This window comes from Halocatena salina, assembly GCF_023115355.1.
Classification (GTDB): domain Archaea; phylum Halobacteriota; class Halobacteria; order Halobacteriales; family Haloarculaceae; genus Halocatena; species Halocatena salina.
The window spans coordinates 1283350-1303053 of the sequence record NZ_CP096019.1 but is presented as its reverse complement, the minus strand read 5'-3'; the positions used below and the strand labels follow the sequence as shown (position 1 = coordinate 1303053).

The following is a 19704-nucleotide window of genomic DNA, read 5'->3' as shown; positions in this document are numbered from 1 at the left end:
CGGGAGGCCGCGATCCGTCGAACTATACGACGTGATCGAGCACCGCGTCAGCGTCGTTCGGAACTGGTTCGGGGTCGTTCCCAGCAGCGACAGCAGCGTCGGGATCCTTCAGTAGATGGCCGGTCGTGAGACACACGACATCTTCGTCCGCGTCGACCACGCCCTGTCGACGGAGCTTGCGAAGACCGGCAACGCTAGCGGCGCTGGCGGGTTCGACGCCGATCCCGTTTTCTGCGAGCGATTGCTGGGCGTCGGTGATCTTCCGGTCGCTGACGGCCACAGCCGTTCCCCCGGTCTCGCGGATCCCGGGGAGGGCCTTCGGTGCGTTCACGGGATTTCCGATCCGGATGGCCGTCGCTCGCGTTTCGACGTCCGTCCAGCGCTGGACCGAATCGCGGTCGTTCTCGATCGCTTCGACCATCGGGGCAGCACCATCGGCTTGCACGCCGGTCAACGTCGGCATCTCCGACCGATCGAGCGCACCTGCTGCCACGAGTTCACGGAACGCCTTGTACAGGGCGGCCGTGTTGCCCGCGTTGCCGACCGGGAGTACGATCCGATCGGGGAACCGGCCTTCGTCCTCGTAGAACCGTTCGAGGATCTCAAAGCCGATCGTTTTCTGCCCTTCGAGCCGGAACGGATTGAGCGAGTTCAACAGGTACGCCTCGCCTCGTTCTGCCAGTTCACGAACGATGTCGAGACAGTCGTCGAAATTCCCGTCGACTTCGAGAATGCGCGCGCCGTGGAGGCTGGCCTGAGCGACTTTCCCGGCTGCGACTTTCCCCGCCGGGAGCAACACGAGCGTTTCCATGCCCGCCCGCGCGCCGTACGCCGCGAGTGCCGCGCTGGTGTTGCCCGTGCTCGCACACACCAACCGCTCGACACCCAACCGCCGGGCCGCCTGCACTCCGACAGTCATGCCCCGGTCCTTGAAGCTCCCGGTCGGATTCATCCCTTCGTGCTTGATACGGAGGCTGCGAACACCGACATCGGACTCCAGCCGAGGTACGTGGTGTAACGGCGTGTCACCCTCCGGAACGGACACCCCCTCCTCGAACGGTAACGCATCAGCATACCGCCAGACGCCGCGTCCCGAAAACGCGTCGAACCCCGGATAGTCGGCGTACCGAACTTCGAGTAATCCGTCCACATCGCTCGTGTACCGGATCGATTCGAACGGGGCGTACGTCTCGCCCGTCTCGATGCACTCCAACCACACCCCATCCTCTGCCACTTCGGGAACACGTTCTGACAGCTGTAGGTTTGCCATTGTCGATGGTTGGCCCATGAGAGATAAAAACAAGGCGGTCTGGGCTGCGTGGAGCTGTCTACATGCCTGAGATACGGTATATGAATAGGAAATTATAATAAATATCTGTGGGAAGAACATCATGCATGCCACTCACACCGTTTCATTTCGGTCCGACGCTTCTGTTCGGCTATCTCCTTCGGCGGCGCATGGATCTAGGAACGTTTCTCGTTGCGAGCGTGATACTCGATGTACGCGCGGCGCTCGCGTTCTTGGGAATTATTCGAGGACCAACTCATGGACCGTTACACAACACCTATCTCGGCGCGGCCGCTGTCGCGCTCGTTTTTGCGGGTTGCGTACTTCTATTCGCCCGCCGATTCCCATCAACAGTTCGACGCGTTAGTTCCCGGCCCGTGTCAGCGAAATCGGTCACGCTTGCGAGCGTTTCTGGAACGTGGCTGCACGTCACCCTCGATGTGTTTACTCATTCTTCCGGAATGCAACCGTTCTATCCACTCCCCGGAAACCCCTTGTACGGCTTGGTTGGCCCGTTTACGATCTACGCGTCGTGTGTGCTTACCTTCCTTCTTTTTGGGAGTATCGTTGGCGTCTCCGTTCTCCGAACAGTCCGAGAACACGGACTGGCGTATTATAAATCAGAAGGACAAATATGGAAAACAAGTGTCGCAGTCGGAATCGTAATCGGAATGGTAGTTGGAGCAGTCGGCATTGTGGGAACAGCCGCAACGATAGATATGATGTCGGGAATCGGCTCCCCTGATGTCACGGTCGAGCGTGTCAACGACACCCACGCAGCTGTTACGTGGACGACAGAGAAGCCAACTCGTGGACACCTCACAACGTCTGTCTCCCATCAATGTGGACCAGCGTGGGGAAATAGAACGACCGTCAATCGGATTAATGACTCATCTGTAACACGTTCACACATCATTATCGCACCGATTTACGATCTGCAATCACAAGCGAATCTGACGAACGCTTCCGGAGAGACATCACCAAAATGGTATCAAGTAACGGCGATATCAGTTCGGGATTCAGAGATGGTCGGAACGTCCGTTGTGAGTCAAAATCTCAGTGAAACGTGCCAGTAACAGTATTATATGTATGAATTTTATACTGGTGGTTCTTAGGACTCAAATCCGAAGTTGGTACGTGAGTATCTCCTCATCGTTAGTAGTCGTTTGAGGACATGTCTGGTAATAACAATCAACTATATTTCACTCTATATCAATTCTGTCTATTCAATATGAAATATACCTGTACCATACAATAATATAAACAGTTGAATAGTTGGTCTTCGTCGTTTCGAATGTGATGAAATCACCGAGTCTAAATCGGCGTCAGTTCGTAGTCGGAGCAGGAATGACCATGGCGGGAACGCGATTCGGGGGGATCGAGACGGCTGCCGCACGGAGAGATGGTCGTGGTGAGCAACGGACAGTTCCGTCGATCATCGCCCACCGAGGATTTGCCGGCGCGTACCCGGAGAACACGGTGCTCGCAGCGCGGCTATCATCGGGGCTTTCCCACAGTTCTGCAACGAACGACACCACGCGACAGAACCACGACCACGAGCGTGGTGGAGATCTCGGAATCGGCGCAGAAATGATCGAGATCGACGTCATGCCCACGGCGGATGGGGACGTAGTCGTCTTTCACGACGACCGGCTCGCCGGGCGTGATGGTGGTGAGCAAGGACTCACTGACGCGTCAGGCGTCGTGTGGGAGACGCCGACAGAGACGGTACTCAAAGCGGAGGTGCTCGAAAGCGGCGAGACGGTACCGTTGTTGGATGAGTTGTTGGCAGCCGTTCCGTCCCACGTCGGTGTCAACGTCGAGTTCAAAAATCCCGGCTCTTTCGACCTTCGCTTGGGAGAGTCGCTCGATGAGACGACGCTCGAACGACAAAAAGAGCTGTGGCGACCGTTCACCCAGGATGTACTACCGATCCTTGCCGACCACGACCACCAGTTTCTCATCTCCTCGTTTTACGAAGCGGCACTCGCAACCGTCCGGGAGATCGAACCGTCGCTTCCCGTCGCGTTCTTGTTCTGGGATTCGATTTCGGATGGGTTGGACGTGACACGTCGATACGACTGTGAGGCTATCCATCCGCCTCGGAACATGATCCAAAACACCCCGTTTTTCGAAGACGAGTATTACACCAGTGGCCCGTTCGCGGACATTGATCTCGTTGAGGTTGCCCACGCCGAGGACAGGATGGTAAACGTCTTCACCGTGGAAACGTGGTACCAGGCCAGCCAACTGGCTGCAGCTGGCGTCGATGGACTCATCAACGACTACCCCGGCCTGCTTGCGATATAATGATAAATATCTATCATTATTCTCCACAACGAGTTATAGGATACGAATATAAGCACTGTACTTTCTGATTCTATTGGATATATAATAATCACTACATGGACATATCGAAGGTACTATATGGTACTCCGTCTCACTATCGGAGGAAGATGTCGAAACCAGACGTGTTCGACGACGACATCGAAGCGGCAGATCGGACGACGAAAATGTACGGCGTGGCGGGATTGTTCCCATTGCTATTGGGACTTGGCGGTCCCAGTCTCAACGGCATTCTTTCGAACATTCCTGTGGGAATCGTGGGTGATGTTCTGTCCCTGTTGCCAGTCGGGCTGTTGGGTGAGCTGCTGTCCCTATTGCCGATCGGGCTGCTGGGTGATGTCCTATCCCTGTTGCCGGTCGGGCTGTTGGGTGAGCTGCTGTCCCTATTGCCGGTCGGGCTGCTGGGTGATGTCCTATCCCTGTTGCCGGTTGGACTGTTGGGTGAGCTGCTGTCTCTGCTGCCGATCGGATTGTTCTGAGTTCGTAAACGCGCTGTGCAGCGGGGGCGTTACAACCAATTTCAGTTTTTTCGCGGCAAGTTTGGTCTCGATCGTCGTCACCGATACGCGCTGACACATGCTGACACTCCGAACCGCGAACGTTTTTCACCGAGAGCGAGCAAGAGCCGATAGTGTCGAATTCGTCGCACCTCAGGTTCTTTCCGTACGAAACACCGTACGACCACCAGCAGGAGGCGATGGAGACCATTGACGAGGCGCTTTCGGATGGTCAGGATGTGCTGTTTGAGGGTGCGTGTGGAACGGGCAAGACGCTCGCAGCACTCGCACCGGCGTTAGAGTACGCACGTACGGCGAACAAGACGGTCGTTATCACGACAAACGTCCACCAACAGACCCGTCAGTTCATCGAAGAGGCCAGAGCCATCATCCGACAGGAGCCGATCCGTGCGGTCGTCTTCCGGGGAAAACTCGATATGTGCCACATCGATGTCGGTTACGAGGAGTGTCAAGCCCTCCGAGACACTACCCGGGAGTTGGTCGAGTCCGAAACCGACCGCGATGAGCTGGCAGAAGCCGAGCGTGAACTGCTCGATACCGCCACGGATTCAGATGCCATAGCGGGACGAAACGCCATCATGGACGAACTCGACGCACTCGATGACACTATCGACGAGCTGCGCGAGCAGTCCACATGTGAGTACTACTACAACAATCTGACCGCAGAGACGGAGCCGTTCTATGAATGGCTGTTCGAAGATGTTCGAACGCCCGACGAGATATACGAGTACGCCCACGAGGCCGGTCTGTGCGGATACGAACTCCTAAAGGAGGGTGTCGAAGGCGTGGATCTCGTGGTGTGTAACTATCATCACGTGCTGGATCCGGTGATCCGTGAGCAGTTTTTCCGGTGGCTGGGCCGGGATCCTGACGACGTGGTGGTCGTCTTCGATGAGGCTCATAACATCGAGGATGCGGCCCGCGAGCATGCGACCCAGACGCTAACCGAGCAAACTCTACAGAGCGGACTCTCGGAACTGGAAGGGGTCGATGATCCCCGGTCTACCCCGGCAGAAAACGTCATCGAGGCGTTTCAGGACGCGCTCGTTTCCACCTACGACGACGGCCTGGCGTTCGGTGAACGCGAAGCCGTCGGAGATGACTGGTACGATCTCTCGATCACGAACGACGCCCGTCGGGACGAACTCACGCTCGCATTTCTGGACGCCTACACTGGTGCAGGTATCCACGAGGATCTCGATCAGGCGATCGAACTCGGAACTGAGCTTGATCGATCGTACGAACAGTCCTATAAGAACGGCGAAACGAAGACGCGAAAGGAGTGTCATGTGCTGCCGGCGGCGACGTTCATCGACGACTGGCTCCAGGACAGCGACGAGGAGGGAATGTATCCAGTGGTGAGCGTGCGGCGTGATCAAGCGAACGAGACGGTGTACGGACGCGCCGAGCTGTACACCTGTCTTCCCCGTCGGATCACCCAGCCGCTGTTCGAGGAACTACATGCAAGCGTACTGATGAGCGCGACGTTGCGCCCGTTCGACGTGCTTGCTTCAGTGCTTGGCCTCGATCCGGAGGAGTCGATGCAGATGGCGTACGGTCCACAGTTCCCCGAGGAACGCCGACGGACCTACGCAGTCAACACCCCTGCCCTCTTCGCTCGTCGACGTGACGAACAGGAGCTACAGGCACGAGTGACTGGCGTGCTCGAAGACGCGATCAGGTTCACCCCGGGAAATGTGCTGTGTTTCTTCCCGAGCTACCGCGAAGCACAGCGCTACCACGATCGTCTCGTGGATGATATTGACGCCACCTTCTATCTCGATTCTGCAGGAACGAGCGTCGAACGCCAAAAGGAGGCGTTCACGGCGGATGGAAACGGCGTGTTGCTCACGTCGTTGTGGGGAACGCTCACCGAAGGAGTGAGCTTCGACGGCACCGATGCGCGGACGGTCGTCGTCGTCGGCGTTCCCTATCCCCGTCTTGACGACCGGATGAACGCGGTCGAATCGGCGTACGCAGACGCATTCGATGGCACCCGAAACGATCCGGGGTGGGAGTACGCCGTAGAGATACCGACGGTTCGGAAGACACGACAAGCGGTCGGTCGGGTCGTCCGGTCGCCGGAGGATTTCGGCGCACGGCTGCTTGTCGACGAACGATACACCACGAAAGCCAAACGCGAGCTACAACAGTACAGCGTCGTAGAGACGTTTCCTCCCGAAGAACGGGCGGAGACCATCGACATCGAGCCGAAAAAGCTCAAGTTCGCGCTGCTAAACTTCTACACCGATATGAATGCGTGGGCCGGTCAACCCCCCACCCCGTAAGCCGTGCTCGAACACCGACAACACACAACACAGAATACTTGCCGTTCGGAAAGCGTTTAATACCGCCCTCCCAATAACGAGATGTACATGCAAACCGAGACCCACGATCACAGCTCATCTGCGCTGAGCCGTGGGCTCGATCTCGTTTTCCAAATGGGCGACACGACATGTCTCGGACAGTCGGTCCCAGTCCGACGACGACGACCGGGCCGTTAGGCCCGACTATACTACACTTCTCCTGATCGGTGTCGAACCGCGTTTCAACCACTGTCGAGAGGATTCAGTAGATACACGAAACACACCAATGTCAGAAAACGATGTGAACACAGTTGCGCTCGCGTTCTCGGGCGGACTTGACACGACCGTTTGCGTACCGCTGCTCGAAGAAGAATACGGCTACGACGAGGTAATCGGGGTGACTGTCGACGTGGGGCAGCCGGATACTGAGTTTGCAGAAGCACGGGAGACCGCTGATGCACTGGGACTCGAACACTTCGTGGTGGACGCCCGCGAGGAGTTCGCGGAACTCTGTTTGCGGTCGGTTCGGGCGAACGCAGACTACCAAGGCTACCCGCTCGGCACGGCCTTGGCTCGCCCGGTCATCGCCTCCGCGATCCTCGATGTGGCACACGAGGAGGGATGTGACGCCGTTGCCCACGGCTGTACGGGGAAAGGAAACGATCAACTCCGGTTCGAAGCGGTCTGGCGTGATTCGGACTTGAACGTCATCGCGCCCGTGCGTGAACTCGGATTGACCCGCGAGTACGAAATCGAGTACGCAGCCGAGCGTAACTTGCCAGTCGAAGGCGGCAACGAAGGCGCGTGGAGCATCGACACGAACCTCTGGAGCCGGTCGATCGAGGGCGATGATCTCGAGGATCCGAGCTACGTGCCACCCGAGGAGATCTACGAATGGACCGACCCGCCAAGCGGGACCGACAGCGAACTCGTCGAGATCGGTTTCGAGGACGGGTACGCCGTCAGCGTCGACGGCGAACAACTCGACGCCGTCGAATTGATCGAACAGCTGAACGCGCTTGCAGGGAGCCACGGCATCGGACGGACGGATATGATGGAAGACCGGATGCTCGGACTGAAAGTCCGGGAGAACTACGAGCATCCGGCGGCCACGGTGTTGCTGGCCGCACACGAAGCGCTCGAAGGGTTGGTGTTGACCCAAGAAGAACGCTCGACAAAGACGAGCATCGATCAGCAGTGGAGTGAGAAGGCCTATCAGGGTCTGTTGTCCGCTCCGTTGGTCGATGCGCTGTCGGGCTTCATCGACGCGACCCAACAGCGCGTGACCGGCACCGTCACCGTGAAACTCGACGGTGGACACGCGCGCCCGGTCGCCCGCGAGAGCGAGTACGCAGTGTACTCCGAATCCGCGGCGTCGTTCAACACCGAAACCGTCGATGGAATCGAACAGGCCGACGCGACGGGCGTAGCGAAGTATCACGGCTATCAAGACCGGCTTGCTCGCGCTGCGACCGAAGAGACGGACGTGCCGGAAGCGATCATGGACGGTGGCACTGACGTATAATGTCCGATAACCCGTCGAACGACGCATCTCTCGACCGGACGGGCGCGGCGGTCCGTGGCGACCGGTTCAGCGGCGGCCCAGCGCGGGAGTTCCTCTCCTCGCTGGCGGCAGACGAGCGCATCTTCGAGGCGGACATCGCCGTCGACCGTGCGCACGTCGTGATGCTCGCCGAGCAAGGGATCATTGAGCAGTCGGCAGCCAGTGAGATCCTCACTGCCCTCGAAGCGATCGCGCTCAACGGTCACGACTCACTACCTGATGGTGAGGACGTCCACGAAGCCATCGAGTCAGCCGTCATCGAACAAGTTGGTCCAGTGGGTGGCAAGATGCACACCGCCCGCAGCCGCAACGACGAGGTTGCGACGTGTCTTCGCTATCGGCTGCGTGAGGATCTGCTCGACAGCGTTTCCGCGACGCTCGCACTCCGGGCAGCGTTAGAGGACGTGGCCCATGAGCACACCGACACCGTAATGCCCGGGTTCACGCACCTCCAGCCCGCCCAACCGACGACGGTCGCTCACTGGGCGCTGTCGTATGAGCGTGCGATCGCCCGCGACACCGAGCGGCTACTAGCAGCCTACGACCGAACGAACTGCTCACCGTTGGGCGGTGCTGCGTTCGCTGGCACGCCGTTCCCGATCGACCGGGAGCGGACTGCCGAACTGCTCGGCTTTGCAGGCGTCGTCGAGAACTCGATGGACGCCGCATCTGCACGGGATTTCCTGCTCGACAGCACGGCGGCGCTCGCCGGACTCGCCACCCATCTCTCGGGACTGGCAGAGGACCTGATCGTCTTCGCCAACAAAGGGTACGTCGATCTCTCGAACGAGTACGCCTCGACCTCTTCGATCATGCCCCAGAAGAAAAATCCCGACACGCTCGAACTCGTGCGGGCAACGGCTGGTACGGCTAGTGCTGGACTCGATGGGCTACTCACGACACTGAAAGGACTACCGAGGGCGTACAACATCGATCTCCAGCGCGCGAGCGGGCACGCGTGGTCCACTATCGACGCTGTCACCGAGGCGACCGACGTGGCAGCCGGGGCGCTCACCTCGGCCACATGGAACGAGTCCGCACTCGCCGACGCCGCCGGTGACGGCTTCACGACAGCGACGGCCGTCGCCGACAAGCTCGCCATGTGTGGACTCCCCTTCCGAACGGCGCACGAGATCCTCGCTGACGCCGCCCAACACGGTGGCGATGTCGACGCGATCGAAGCCGCCGCGGCGGACGTGCTGGACGAACCACTCGAAACCTACCTCACACGCGATGAACTGCACGCTCTGCTTGACCCCGTCCACAGCGTCGAAAGCCGCGATTCACGCGGCGGTCCCGCTCCGTCGGCGGTTGGCGAACAGCTCGACACGACTGCCGACGCGCTCGATACCGACCGTGAGGCACTCGACCGACGTCGCTCGGGGCTTGAACAGGCACACGAAACGCTCACAGAGGTGGTTCACAGCCATGTGTGAACGACGACCACCGATCCCGTCCCCCTCCGGGGACGAATAACAAATCCGTGATATACAATCAGGGAACGCGAGGGTAAGGGCTCATAACACGGATAGAGTGGAGTATGTGTTATTAATAATATATGGTATGTTCGATGGATTTAAGTATATACGTCGCCGAGTGTATTCCACATGGCAGAATGTATCGAATGTGGGGTAAGCGTATCGCTCCACGACGACGTTGAGGCAGGAGAGATCATCGACTGTGGCACGTGTGGGAGCGAGCTGGAGGTCATCGAGACCGGACCTGTGGCGCTCGACACCGCGCCCGAACTAGAAGAAGACTGGGGAGAATAAGGTGTTGAAAGTCGGCACACAGCCGCTGTTGCAACCAAAGCTATGAATATCGGTGTACTCTATTCCCGGATTCGCCGCGACGAAAAGCTCCTGTTGAACGAGCTTCGAGAGCGTGATCACGAGGTCACGAAACTCGACGTTCGAAAACTTCAGTTCGGTCTTTCCGAACCGCCAGCGGCGTTATCGGCGTGCGATCTGGTCGTCGATCGGTGTCTGGCCACGAGCCGCAGCGTGTACGCGTCTCGTTTTATCGATAGCTACGACGTTCCGATCGTGAACACCCCAGAGACGGCGGCAGTGTGTGCCGACAAGGCCCAAAACAGCCTCGTGCTCGAAAACGCTGGGATTCCCACGCCACGAACGGAAGTGGCGTTCACAAAGGAGACCGCACTGGAGATCATCGAGTCCTTCGGCTATCCCTGCGTGTTAAAACCTGTCGTTGGATCGTGGGGACGGTTAATGGCAAAGATCGATTCTCGCAGCGCCGCGGAGGCCATTCTAGAGCACAAAGCGACGCTCGGCCATTACGAGCACAAGGTGTTTTACATCCAAGAGTTCGTCGAGAAGCCCGACCGAGACGTCCGGGTGGTGGCCGTCGACGGTGCGCCTATCGCGGCGATGGTCCGTTCGTCGGACCACTGGCTGACGAACGCCGCGAAAGGCGCAGACACCAACGAGTTCGAACTGGACGAAACGGCCCGCGACCTCGTTGCCCGTGCGAGCGACGCCGTCGGCGGGGGGTTGTTGGGAATCGATCTGATGGAAACCAGCTCGGGATCGTACACGGTTCATGAGGTGAACCACACCGTCGAGTTCAAAGCGCTCGATGAGGTCGCCTCGACCGACGTGCCGGGCGCAGTCGTCGATTGGCTCGAAGAGAAAGCTACCCAAGAGGTGGTCGCCTGATGAACACCACGGCAGCTGTCGTTGGTGCGAGCGGATTTACTGGGGGTGAACTCCTCCGACTGCTCGCCGGTCATCCCGAGTTCGAGGTGGTGCAAGCGACGAGTCGCCAGTACGAACGCAAGACGATCGGGCACGTTCATCCGAACCTCCGGGGTATGGATCTCCGGTTCAGCACGCCCGAGGAGCTACAGAGCGTCGATGTCCTGTTCGCGGCGACACCTCACGGAGTATCGATGGAGCATATCGACGCGTTTCGAGAGGCTGCTGGGACGGTCGTGGATCTGAGCGCGGATTTCCGGCTGGACAGCCACGACCAGTACGAGGAGTACTACGACGGTCACAGCCGACCGGAACTCCTCTCGGAATCGGTGTATGCGCTACCCGAGCTTACCCCCCACGATCGTCTTTCGGGAGCCGACCTGATCGCTGCGGGCGGCTGTAACGCGACCGCGACGATCCTCGGGCTGTTACCGTTGGTCGAGTCCGACATCCTGTCGGGCTCCGAGCGAACGGTCGTCGACGTGAAAGTCGGCTCTTCGGAGGGCGGCGCTGGCGGCGGTGAAGCCTCATCCCACGCCGAGCGCTCGGGCGTGGTTCGGCCGTACGCTCCGACCGGGCACCGCCACGAGGCCGAGATCGAGCAGTTCATCGGCTCGGTGAGCTTCACCGTGCACGCGGTGGAGATGGTGCGGGGCGCGAGCGCAACGTGTCACGTGTTCCCCGACGAGCCGGTCACGAAGGGAGATCTCTGGGGTGCCTACCGCGAGCAGTACGAAGACGAGCCGTTCGTGGAACTCGTCGCTGGTGGTGGCGGCGTGTATCGGTATCCCGAACCGAAAGCTGTTGCGGGCACGAACACCGCCGAGGTCGGTTTTGAACTCGATCCCGCCAACGGTCGGATCGTCGTCTTCTCGGCGATCGACAACATGATGAAAGGATCGGCCGGGCAGGCCGTGCACGCGGCCAACGTCGCGCTTGGCTTCGAGGAGACTGCCGGACTCGACTTTCGGGGACTGCATCCCGTGGGGGAACCATGAACGCACAGCGCTTTCAGGGGTGGTCGGCGTGACCGTCGTGGTCAAGATCGGCGGTGCGCGGGCCGTCGATCCTGCGGATGCGCTGTCGGACGTCGCATCGTTGGTCGAGGATGGAACGCGGGTCGTCGTCGTGCACGGTGGTTCGACCGCCGTCGACGACACGCTCGAAGCACTCGGGGAGTCTCCCGAGTACGTCGAAACGCCCTCGGGCGTCGTCGGCCGGTTCACCGACGAACGCACGATGGACGTGTTCTCGATGGTGTTGCCCGGGAAGCTCAACACGGATCTCGTCGTCGGACTGCAAAACGAAGGCGTGGACGCGGTCGGCCTGTCGGGCGTCGATGGCGGTTTACTGACAGGTGCCAGAAAATCAGCGGTCCGCGTGCTCGAAAACGGGAAAAAGAAGATCCGTCGTGGCGATCACTCCGGACGCATCGAGGACGTGAACGGCGAACTCCTCGAAACGCTGCTCGAAACTGGATACACCCCCGTCGTGACGGTCCCGATGCTGGCTGACGACGGCGTCGCGGTGAACACTGATGCCGACCGGGCAGCCGCAGCCGTGGCTGGCGCACTCGGTGGTGATCTTGTGGTGCTCACCGACGTGCCGGGAGTGCTCGCGGACGTCGATGACGAGTCATCAGTGATCGAACGCGTCGACTCACCGGCCACCTACGAAACGCTCACTGAGGCCGCAGAAGGGTTCATGAGCCGGAAAGTGATGGCTGCGACCGAGGCGCTCGAAAACGGCGCAACGAGCGCGACGATCGCCAGCGCGAACGTAGACCGTCCGATCAGCACGGCGCTCGAAGAGACGAACGGCACGCTGATCACGCCGGAGGCTCTGTAATATGACAGGAAATGGATTCGTTTTCAGCGAGAAGCCGATACGCATCGACAGCGGATCGGGACCGTATCTGTACGACGCTGACGGCACCGAATATCTAGATTTCGGCGCGAGCTACGCCGTGACGCCGACCGGTCACTGTCACCCCGCGGTCGTCGACGCGGTCCAACAGCAGACCGAACAACTGTTGTACGTTCAGGGATCGTATCCCCTCGACGTTCGGGACGAGCTTCACAGCGCCCTCGCGGCCAGCGCACCGGGCGATATCAGAAACGTGTGGCTCTGCAATTCGGGTACAGAAGCCAACGAGGCAGCCATCAAGTTCGCCCGGAGCGCGACCGGTCGTTCGAAGGTCGTCGCTACGAAGCGCGGCTTTCACGGGCGGACCCTCGGTGCGCTCGCTGCGACGTGGAAACAAAAGTACAAAGAAGCGTTCGAACCGTTAGCCGGGGGCGTCGAGTTCGTCCCCTACGGTGATGCAACTGCACTCGACGCCGCTGTTGATGAGCAAACCGCGGCCGTGCTTCTCGAACCGATCCAGGGCGAGGGTGGCATCAATCCCGCACCGGAAGGATACCTGCAAGCGGCCCGCGAGACGACGGCGGACAACGGTGCGGCCTTAGTGCTCGATGAGATCCAGACCGGACTGGGGCGTACCGGCACCATGTGGGCGACCGAACAGGCGGACATCGTTCCCGACATCCTGACGACGGCCAAAGGACTCGCCAGCGGACTGCCGATCGGCGCGACGCTCTGTCGGGACTGGATCGCAGAGGACGCTGGCAACCACGGTTCGACGTTCAGCGGTGGGCCGGTTGTCTGTGCGGCCGCAACCGCGACGCTCGATGTGATTGAAGACGAACAGCTCACCGATCACGCCGCAGATATCGGAGCGTCGATCGTTGAGGAGCTACAAACGGCTGTCGGTGCGGACGTGCGCGATATCCGTGGGCAAGGACTCATGATCGGCGTCGAGGTGAAACGGGGTGCAAATCGGCTCCTGCCGACGCTCGCGCTGGAACACGGTATACTGGCGCTCCCAGCCGGCCGGTCGGTGCTCCGGCTGCTCCCGCCGTTGATCGTCGATCACGACCACGCCGATCGCGTCGTGAATGCGCTCACGGAGGTGCTCTGATCGCATGAGCACTGGCACGACGGTCTCCACCGAAACGACACCGCGCGAACTGCTCGAAGAGATCGTTTCCATTCGGTCGGTCTCGGGTGAGGAAGGCGCCTGTGCAGAACGACTCGCCAGCTACTTCGAGAACCACGGTCGTGAGGTGTGGATCGACGAGGTTGGGAACGTCCGTGCACCCGCAGACGACAGCGTACTCCTCACGTCCCACATCGACACCGTTCCCGGCGAGATCCCTGTCCGGATCGATGCTGCCGAAACAACCGACGAACCGGCGTTGTGGGGTCGTGGCAGCGTTGACGCGAAAGGACCATTGGTTGCGATGGCCGTTGCCGCCGTTCGAACGGGGCTGAGTTTCGTCGGCGTCGTCGGCGAAGAGGTCGATTCGCGGGGTGCGCGTCATCTCATCGCTGACCGAGATGCGCCCGACACAGTCATCAACGGTGAACCCAGTGGCTGGAACGGTATCACCCTCGGATACCGGGGACTGCTGGCAGGGACGTACGTCGCAACGAGCGAGTCCGGACACACCTCGCGTCCGGAAAACAATGCGATCCAAGACGCGATGGACTGGTGGCAGCGCGTCGAAGCGGCGTTCGATCCCGATGACTGGACGCCCGTGTTCGAACGGGTTACGTGCAAACCGATCGATATCGAAGGCGGCACCAACGACGATGGGCTGTCAGTCGAAGCGTCCATGAACGTCCAGTTCAGGGTACCCCCCTCCCACACTGTCGCAGAAGTCCGAGAGATCGCAGACGCACAGCTCAACGGAGGAACGATCCGCTGGTACGACGAGGTCCCTCCAGTCATGATGGGGCCTCGAACCGACGTCGCACGAGCGTTCCGTGTTGGTATCCGCGAACAGGACGGCGAGCCAAGACTCCTCCGCAAAACGGGGACTAGCGATATGAACATCTTCGCGAGCGAATGGGATTGCCCGATGATCACCTACGGTCCGGGCGACTCGGATCTCGATCACGCACCAAACGAGCATCTTCCGCTTTCTGCCTTCGATCGTTCCATCGCGGTGCTCGAAGCTGTCGGAACCACGCTCAGAGGTGATTGACATGACCACGACAACACAGTTTCTCGATGTCGACGACCTCACACGGACGGAGTTACTAGACACAATCGACCGTGCCGCCGAACTGAAGGCGGCCGGTCCAGACGGACAGCTCACGGACAAAACGCTCGCCATGCTGTTCGAAAAGGAGAGCACCCGAACGCGCATCTCCTTCGAAACGGGCATGACACAGCTCGGGGGCCACGCCATCTTCCTCAGCCCCGATGACACACAGCTCGGTCGAGGCGAGCCGCTGTCGGACACCGCACGAACGCTTTCCCGATACGTCGATGCCATCATGGTGCGGGTGTTCGATCATGCTGACGCCGTCGAGATGGCCGAATACGCGAGCGTCCCCGTGATTAACGGGTTGACCGACGACGCCCATCCGTGTCAAACGCTCGCTGACTTGTTGACGATCCGTGAAGCGTTCGAGTCGTTCGACGTGCAAGCCGCGTGGGTTGGCGACGGCAACAACGTCGCCCGGTCGTTCGTCATCGGCTGTGCGATGGTTGGCATCGATCTTACGATCGCTACACCCGCGGGCTACGGCGTCGGTGAGGACGTGCTTGACCGGGCAGCCGAGTTCGACGGCACGATCGAGGTGACGACCGATCCGAGTGCGGCTGTTGCCGGTGCCGATGTGGTGTACACCGACGTTTGGGTGAGCATGGGGCAAGAGGATGAACGCGAAGCGAAGCTACAGGCGTTCGACGGCTACCAACTCAACGAGTCGCTGCTGGATGGACAGGCAGTGTTGCACTGTCTGCCCGCCCACCGGGGCGAAGAGATCACCGACAACGTACTCGAAAGCGATCGGGCACTCGTCTGGGATCAGGCCGAGAACCGACTCCACGCTCAGAACGCGCTGTTGACCACGCTCATCGAGTGAGTTCTTTCACGTACAGATATCCCCGCGCTTCGATCCGGTCGTCGTAGTAGTCTCCGTGGTGCGTGTAGCCTGCGTGTTCGTAAAATCTGATCGCGCGTTCGTTTTCCGCGAGGACGCCTAACCGGAGCCGCTCGCCCCCACGCTGTTCGATCGCACGCTGTACGGTGGTGTGTAGTCGCTGTCCGATCCCTTCGCTCCAGTGGTCAGGGTGAACGTACAGCCAACTCAGCCCGAACGTTAGCGGTGATTGGTTCAAGGGAGCCGCTGCCGCGAATCCGACGACGCCGTCTTCATCTACTGCGACCTCGAACTGGCCAGCGTCGTTCGTGACCTTCGCGCGAATCCGTGCTTTGTCGTACTCCTGTTCGAAAAACGAGGGGGACGCCTCTGTCCCGACGAGTGGGGCGTGAGACGCCTGCCACGACGAACGGGCTACCCGCTGGATCGCGTCAATGTCTCGCTTCGTCGCCGGTCGGACGGTGATCGTCATATAGGTGGTTCTATGTGTTGAGGAAAAACGTCGATGGATGATGGTGACGTGAGATGTTTGTGAAGGAGATATCGATCCTTTGGTTCCTGTACCAGTCGCCGAAGGCTATGGCAGGACAGATCGTGATGGTAGTGTCGAACAGCTGGGGGTAGCTTGTAGTGGTAAAATGTTGTTTGGAGCAATAGTGTCGATTATGCCTGTAACGTTTGGGAGAGCTCTGTTCTTGTACAACTAACTGGAACGCTCATGTTCTATTGTGTTGACGTTGTATTTGTTGGAGGTATGTAACTACAGGTCTTCACAGCTTCTCCATTTTGTCTTTTATATCACACCATCGTACGTATCGTTGACTACTGCACCAAGCAAATAAAGCCACTCCGACAACTCGGTTGCTGATGCGTGCGCCCCTCGTCCGAAAATTCTACATCTGCCAATTCTGAAGAATAAAGTTAAAATATTTCTAATATGAATATTTTGTATAAGAACTCCCATCTCCTTCAGTCTCGATTTAACAGGCCGATTGTGTGGTTTGACAAGATAATAACGATTGCAAACTTGGAAAGCACAAATCTGTACTGCCTTGTTTTCTGTGTCGCGATTCTGTATGTGAACCGTATCAGTCACCGTACCTAGGTTACACTACTTCACGGCTCACTTGCTGTTGTGACCGACGCGACAACGATCCTCCGTAATTATTATTTGTTGGACGGTAAACTACTGTGGTACGACACCATATGTTCCGTCATGAGTTATGCGCTGCAGTCATCCTCAACGGAGGCACTCTGGGATGAGATCAGGCTGAATAAAGAATGAAATTAATACATACTATATATAACTATGCTCGATGAATTGAAGAATAAGGTGATTTATTGGGGAGAAATATTTTTTATTGTGGCAATTACATTTATTTTGTTTGAAGGTGGTATTCGGCCAGCACTGATTGACATTCACCCAATGTTTGCTGGACGATACCGCCTTGGGCGGAACTTTTCGACTCCAGCGGGAGTGGGGTTATTAATAACATTCATAATATTATATATCATATATTATATAATATATGATATAATTGAGGCGATGGTGGAATCTTATCAATCTGGATAAAAATAGTAAAATTCATTCGATGTTTTTTGAGGGTTATAACTTCTGGCGTAGATCTTCATCGCAACTGTAATGATGAGGTCTTGATATTTATATCCATACTATATAACTAATAGTATAATAGAATTAATACATCCTCGATTAGGGAAGGTTGAGATTGTGTCTCTTAATCATTGCTTGTTTTCCTTCTTTGCTAGTGGTGTTAGTGAGGCTAACTGGACAAGCCTTTGCTCCATTCTTTTCTCTTACCTTACACCAACCATATACATCCTTAGCTATGCTCAGGCCTGTTGAACCACTGCCACGTATTTTCCTCATTCTTTCAACCTGCTTTTTAACTTTCTCAGGTGACCCCAGGAAGAAGCTCCTAATCCGACCGGAGGAGTGTCCTTGATCGCGGAGGAAGCTCACCAGTTTGAGACTATACCCGTTTTCGACGTAGTGGCTGACATGCCCGGACGGAACGTCTTGCTCGCGGAGTTTGCGGAGCTGGTTGGTGGTAACGCCTGCTCCGGCTGGATTTTGGGCTTTGTGAGCGTGGAGTGGTCCCTTGAACTTCTCCGCGAGTGGCGATTGCGGACGGATGAGATAGCTGGTCTCAGCGTGTCTGGAAATGGCTACGATGTCCTCTCCTTTGTAACCAGCATTTTTGAGTTCCTCAGCCCGTTCGAGCGTGAGTTTCGGATTGGTTTCGTCCCCGTATTTGGCGATGTAGGCGAGCCCGTCGCCGGAGAAGTCTCGGTTACTGAGCCGTCTTGCGATTTCGAGATTCGCATCGGTTTTGCTGAGTGTCTTGATGTTCTCCGGGGAGACACCATTTTTGCTGAGTCCCTCGACAAACCGGAGATTGGTGTTCTCCTTGGCAAGCGTTTTGAGATCATTCGGGTGGAATCTTTCACTATTCACCAGCCGTTTCATTCGGGCCTCAGAGTAACCGGGATTCTGTTTCAAATTCCTGATTATATTCTCATCTATCTCATCAGGTCCTTTCCGTACTCCTGCGCTGGCGTCATCGCTTCGTTTCGCTGCATCCGGGAAGATATCCCTAATTGGTCGTTGAGCACTCGTGGGCAGATGTTTCAGGACCATATCTGAAAGTGGTTGTAGCCCTCTGCTCGCTTTCTGTGGGAAATTCGTCACCCACGTTTCGGTGATCTTTTTGAGATCCGCGAGGTCTTCGACTACGCTTCCACCTGGCAGGAGTCCCAACGCTTCGATAGCAGCGTAGAGCGCCTGACCTTTGACAAGATGGGCAGCCAAATCTCGAATGCCAGCGACGCTATCCGTTATGGGGTTAAAGACCGAAAGCAGCGAGCCACCGAGATAGAACACTGAATTTGACTCCTGAGCTTGGAAGCTCCCGCCAGGCATCCCGATTTCCCCGAGGAAAAAGCCGATGAGCGTGTTCCATCCCGTTTCACCCAGCGATTTCAGTGCATCAATCGGTTGGTTTGTGACGTACGATAGCTTTTCGAGGAGCTTCTGACGGCCCCAATCGGCGACACCACTGAAGAAATCACCGGTAACCTTGAGAAGCTCGCCTCCGGCATCAAGGACCGCCTCCCCGGCTTTGATGAATTTGTTGCTGACATCCTCTGCGGTGTTCATGAAGACGTTGTCAGTCAGTATGCTCTCGCCGTCGTCCTCCTTTTCTTTGGATGTTGGGGTTGATTGCGACTCACCGGACTGCTCGTCGTTACTTTCAGACTCATCCATCTCCCCTGAGCTGTCATCCATCTGCTCCGACACGTCCTGCCCGTTCACGTCGGTGTCTGCCTCAAAGGTCACTGATTCCAGCAGGTTCTGATTCACATCGGCGTTGCGCGTATCGATCTCGACGCTCACCGGTTTGGTGTCACCTGTTCCGAGAGCGATCGCGTTTCCCTGCCCTTCGATCGACTGGCCGTCGACTGTGAACGTCACGGCATCACTTCCATCCATCAACCATAGCCCTACAGACTGGGTACCCTGATTGGTGATCGTGAACACGTTCTCGACGGTCGTCACCGCCCCCGGATTGAGTCCCTCGCCAGAGGCGTTCTCAGTGGAAACTGCTTCGCTCAGCGTGAGCCGCAACTGTCCGCCGTCACCGTAGCGGGCGTACGCCCCATTAGGACCGGGGGCGGGCTTCAACCCCAGATACCCTGACGCGTCGCCCGTCACCGACACGCTCGCGTCCCGTGAGACCAGTATCCCCGAAAACGCACCCGTCGCGTAGATCGCACTCGTCACGATCCCGACCGCCATCAACACGATCGCAACCCGGCGCACGCGCATCACCGAACACCTCCCCATTTGCTAGTAGAGACCCGAAAACGCCAGACAGAAGGTACAACCGCCTCCCAACTCGACACGGTACAACAGATACTCATCGATATGCAGCGAGGACACATCATCGAGGCGTATACACACTACAACACACATTTCTCTATTACTATT

16 protein-coding genes are annotated in these 19704 nt (G+C 58.0%); 13 read left to right on the top strand and 3 right to left on the bottom strand.

The annotated features are described in order from the left end of the window. Positions 1 to 22: 22 nt before the first annotated feature. Positions 23 to 1270, bottom strand: a complete 1248-nt coding sequence (thrC, locus tag MW046_RS06645) for a threonine synthase (protein ID WP_247992354.1) — start codon at positions 1268 to 1270, stop codon at positions 23 to 25. Positions 1271 to 1395: 125 nt separating this feature from the next. Here thrC and MW046_RS06640 point away from each other — a divergent pair, with 125 nt between their 5' ends. The 13 genes from MW046_RS06640 to argF all read left to right on the top strand — a co-directional run bounded on the left by MW046_RS06640 (position 1396) and on the right by argF (position 15677). Continuing rightward, positions 1396 to 2364, top strand: coding sequence for a hypothetical protein (locus MW046_RS06640; RefSeq protein ID WP_247992353.1), 969 nt, complete (start codon positions 1396 to 1398; stop codon positions 2362 to 2364). A gap of 277 nt (positions 2365 to 2641) precedes the next feature. Then, positions 2642 to 3598 carry a glycerophosphodiester phosphodiesterase gene (locus tag MW046_RS06635; protein WP_247992352.1) on the top strand — a complete coding sequence of 319 codons (957 nt, stop codon included), beginning with the start codon at positions 2642 to 2644 and terminating at the stop codon, positions 3596 to 3598. A gap of 146 nt (positions 3599 to 3744) precedes the next feature. Beyond that, entirely contained in the window at positions 3745 to 4113 is a 369-nt protein-coding gene (locus MW046_RS06630; RefSeq protein WP_247992351.1) for a hypothetical protein, read from the top strand. 149 nt (positions 4114 to 4262) lie between these two features. After that, entirely contained in the window at positions 4263 to 6440 is a 2178-nt protein-coding gene (locus tag MW046_RS06625) for an ATP-dependent DNA helicase (RefSeq protein ID WP_282190228.1), read from the top strand. A gap of 319 nt (positions 6441 to 6759) precedes the next feature. Continuing rightward, positions 6760 to 7983 carry an argininosuccinate synthase gene (locus MW046_RS06620; RefSeq protein ID WP_368411398.1) on the top strand — a complete coding sequence of 408 codons (1224 nt, stop codon included), beginning with the start codon at positions 6760 to 6762 and terminating at the stop codon, positions 7981 to 7983. Further along, complete coding sequence (argH, locus tag MW046_RS06615; RefSeq protein WP_247992349.1) at positions 7983 to 9458, top strand: argininosuccinate lyase; 1476 nt, start codon at positions 7983 to 7985, stop codon at positions 9456 to 9458. Before MW046_RS06620 ends, argH begins: the two co-directional genes overlap by 1 nt. A 171-nt stretch (positions 9459 to 9629) precedes the next feature. Further along, on the top strand, positions 9630 to 9794 hold the full coding sequence (locus MW046_RS06610) for a lysine biosynthesis protein LysW (protein WP_247992348.1): 165 nt from the start codon (positions 9630 to 9632) through the stop codon (positions 9792 to 9794). A 42-nt stretch (positions 9795 to 9836) separates the two neighbouring features. Further along, positions 9837 to 10700, top strand: coding sequence for a lysine biosynthesis protein LysX (lysX, locus tag MW046_RS06605; RefSeq protein ID WP_247992347.1), 864 nt, complete (start codon positions 9837 to 9839; stop codon positions 10698 to 10700). Then, positions 10700 to 11737 (top strand): N-acetyl-gamma-glutamyl-phosphate reductase, encoded by a 1038-nt coding sequence (gene argC, locus MW046_RS06600; protein WP_247992346.1) that lies wholly within the window; start codon positions 10700 to 10702, stop codon positions 11735 to 11737. Before lysX ends, argC begins: the two co-directional genes overlap by 1 nt. 28 nt (positions 11738 to 11765) lie before the next feature. Beyond that, positions 11766 to 12587, top strand: a complete 822-nt coding sequence (locus tag MW046_RS06595) for an acetylglutamate/acetylaminoadipate kinase (RefSeq protein WP_247992345.1) — start codon at positions 11766 to 11768, stop codon at positions 12585 to 12587. A gap of 1 nt (position 12588) precedes the next feature. After that, on the top strand, positions 12589 to 13719 hold the full coding sequence (locus MW046_RS06590; protein ID WP_247992344.1) for an aspartate aminotransferase family protein: 1131 nt from the start codon (positions 12589 to 12591) through the stop codon (positions 13717 to 13719). 4 nt (positions 13720 to 13723) lie between these two features. Then, on the top strand, positions 13724 to 14788 hold the full coding sequence (locus MW046_RS06585; protein ID WP_247992343.1) for a [LysW]-lysine hydrolase: 1065 nt from the start codon (positions 13724 to 13726) through the stop codon (positions 14786 to 14788). A gap of 1 nt (position 14789) precedes the next feature. Then, the gene (gene argF / locus MW046_RS06580; RefSeq protein WP_247992342.1) at positions 14790 to 15677 is read left to right on the top strand and encodes an ornithine carbamoyltransferase; all 888 of its coding nucleotides are present in this window, start codon (positions 14790 to 14792) and stop codon (positions 15675 to 15677) included. Here the strand turns inward: argF and MW046_RS06575 are convergent. Next, positions 15667 to 16167 carry a GNAT family N-acetyltransferase gene (locus MW046_RS06575; RefSeq protein ID WP_247992341.1) on the bottom strand — a complete coding sequence of 167 codons (501 nt, stop codon included), beginning with the start codon at positions 16165 to 16167 and terminating at the stop codon, positions 15667 to 15669. The two genes, argF and MW046_RS06575, sit on opposite strands and share 11 nt — an antisense overlap. Positions 16168 to 17406: 1239 nt before the next feature. Continuing rightward, a complete protein-coding gene (locus MW046_RS06570) occupies positions 17407 to 19542 on the bottom strand; it encodes a hypothetical protein (RefSeq protein ID WP_247992340.1) in 2136 nt (711 codons plus the stop codon). Positions 19543 to 19704 lie beyond the last annotated feature (162 nt).